1 protein-coding gene is annotated in these 2950 nt (G+C 71.7%); it reads right to left on the reverse strand.

The annotated features are described in order from the left end of the window. A partial coding sequence (locus ACFYW3_RS39120) for an AMP-binding protein (protein WP_389389049.1) occupies window positions 1–2950 on the reverse strand: 2950 nt, incomplete at both ends.

The raw sequence follows: 2950 nt of genomic DNA on the forward strand, positions 1-2950 counted from the left end.
AGTGAGGGTTGGTTGGTGTATCCGCGGGCGAGTTGGGTGCCGGCGAGGTGGAGTTCGCCGGGTACGCCGGGGGGTACGGGTCGCAGGTGGTGGTCGAGTACGTACACCTGCGTGTTCCACACCGGGCTGCCGATCGAGGCGGAGGCACGGCCCTCGGCGACGGCCTCCGCCGTGCAGGAACCGGCGGTCACGTCGACGGCCGCCTCGGTGGGGCCGTAGAGGTTCTCCAAGGCGACCTCGGAGGTTCCGGCCGAGGTGTGGAAGCGGGTGGTGAGGTCGGTGGGGAGGGCTTCGCCGCTGCAGACGACGAGTCGCAGGGTGGGGCAGGTGGTGATCTCGGTATCGGCGAGGAACGCGGCGAGCATGGAGGGGACGAAGTGCAGGACGGTGACGCGCTGTTCGCGGATGAGGGCGGCGAGGTAGTCGGGGTCCTTGTGGCCTTCGGGGCGGGCGATGACGAGAGGGGTGGCTTCGGCGAGGGGCCAGAAGAACTCCCAGACGGAGACGTCGAATCCGGCGGGTGTCTTCTGTAGTACGCGGTCACCTGTGGCGAGTCGGTAGGCGCCCTGCATCCACTGGAGGCGGTTGACGATGGCCTGGTGTTCGACCATGACGCCCTTGGGGCGGCCGGTGGATCCCGAGGTGAAGATGACGTAGGCGGGGTGGCGCGGCAGCAGCACCGCCGAGCGGTCCGCATCGGTGACGACCCCCGCCGACTCCCGCGCGAGAAGCCCACGGACCTCGGGCCCGTCGAGCGACAGCACCGGGATGCCCGACACCTCCGGAAGCGAGGTTGCCGACAGGATGTCGGTAACCATCAGGACCGGGGCGGCGGTTTCGATCATGTGGGTGAGGCGGTCGGTGGGGAGGGTGGTGTCGAGCGGGAGGTAGGCGCCGCCGGCGCGGATGACGGCGTGCAGGGCGATGACCAGGTCGAAGGAGCGGGGGAGGGCGACGCCGACGACCTTCTCGGGGCCGACGCCGTGGGTGATCAGGAGTCGGGCGAGGCGGTTGACGCGGTCCTCGAAGTCGGCTCGGGTGAGCTCGACACCCTCGAAGACGAGGGCCGTGGCGTCAAGGTCTCGGGCACCGGCGGCGACCAGGGCATCGAGGGTGAGGGACGGGACAGGGTGGGAGGTGTCGTTCCAGTGGGTGAGTACCCGCTCCCGCTCGGCCGGGTCCATCACCTCGATCGCCGATACGGGCGCTGTCGGGTTCTCGACCACGGCGGTCAGGAGCCGCACGAGCCGATCGGCCAGGGTCCGGACCGTCCCCTCGTCGAAGAGATCCGTGGCGAAGCGGATGCCGCCCTCGATCCCGGCGCCGTCGATCCCGCCGTTCTCGACCCCACCGTCCTCGATCCCGCCGTCCTCGACCCCGGCTCCGTCGCGGACGGTGCCGAAGGCGACCTCCAGGTCGAACTTCGCGCCACCCGTCTCCACGACGAGTTCCTCGGCGGGCAGACCGAACAGCTCCGGCACCGAGCCGTCCACGGAGTGGAAGGTCACCATCGTCTGGAACAGCGGGTTGCGCGAACGCGAGCGCTCCGGGTCCACCGCCTCGACCACGGCCTCCAACGGCAGATCGGCGTGCGCGAACGCGGCCAGGCCGGTGTCCCGCACCCGGGCGACCAGTTCGGTGAAGGTCGGATCCCCGGACAGGTCCGCCCGCAGGACCAGCGTGTTCAGGAAGAAGCCGACCAGCCCCTCCAACTCCGCGCCCTCACGCGCCGACACGGGGCTGCCCAGCGGGATGTCGTCACCCGCGCCGAGCCGGTGCAGCAGCGTCGCCACCGCCGCGTGCGCCACCATGAACAGCGTGGCCCCGCTCTCCCGGGCGATCCGGGAGAGACCGGCCGCCGTCTCCTGCGGAACCTCGAAGGTCACCACGCCGCCCTCGTACGAGGGCTCCGCCGGACGCGCGCGGTCCGCGGGCAACGCCAGCTCCGCCGGGATGCCGGCCAGGGCGTCACGCCAGTACGCGGCCTGGGCCGCCGCCACGGACTCCGCGTCGGAGGCCTCGCCCAGCAACTCCCGCTGCCACAGCGCGTAGTCCGCGTACTGCACCGGCAACGGAGCGAACTCCGGTGCACGGCCCTCCCGTCGCGCCGTGTAGGCCAGGTCCAGATCGGCCAACAGCGGGGCGGTCGAGCCCTCGTCGGTGGCGATGTGGTGCAGCAACACCACCAGGACGTGCCGGTCGGGCGCGGTCCGCAGCAGGTTCACCCTGATCGGAGCCTCGGAGGCCAGGTCGAAGACATGGCTGCCGGCCAGGACCGTCTCGTCCGCGAGCCGGTCCGCCGAGACCTCCCGCACCGCCACCGCCACCGACACCTCGGACGGTGCGAGGACCCGCTGGTACGGCTCACCGTCGTGCTCGCCGATCACGGTGCGCAGCACCTCGTGCCGGGCCACCACGTCGGCGACCGCCGCACGCAGCGCCACCGGGTCGACCGGACCGTCGAGGCGCACGGCCACCGGCACGTTGTACGTCGTGGACGCTCCCCGCACGTTGTCCAGCAGCCACAGCCGATGCTGGGCGAAGGAGAGCCCGGGGTGCTCGCCCCGCTCGGACGCGGCCGGCGCGGGCCTGACCGGGCCGAACGTCCGCTCGGCCAGCCGGACCGCGAGGGCCTCGACCGTCCGTAGCTCGAACACGTCCCGGATCCCGCAGTCCACGCCGAACGCTTCCCGGATCCGACCGGCCACCCGCGCCGCCAGCAGCGAATGCCCGCCGAGCGCGAAGAAGTCGTCGCGGACGCCCACCGCGGAGCGCCCCAACACATCGGCCAGGATCCCGACGAGTATCTCCTCACGGGCATCGCGCGGCGCCCGGGACACCACACCCTCGGCTTCGACGGGTGTGGGGAGTGCGTTGCGGTCGAGTTTTCCGTTGGGGGTGAGGGGGAGGTGGGTGAGGGGGATGTAGTGGGTGGGGTGCATGTAGTCGG

This window comes from Streptomyces sp. NPDC002602 (assembly GCF_042889445.1).
Lineage (GTDB): Bacteria > Actinomycetota > Actinomycetes > Streptomycetales > Streptomycetaceae > Streptomyces.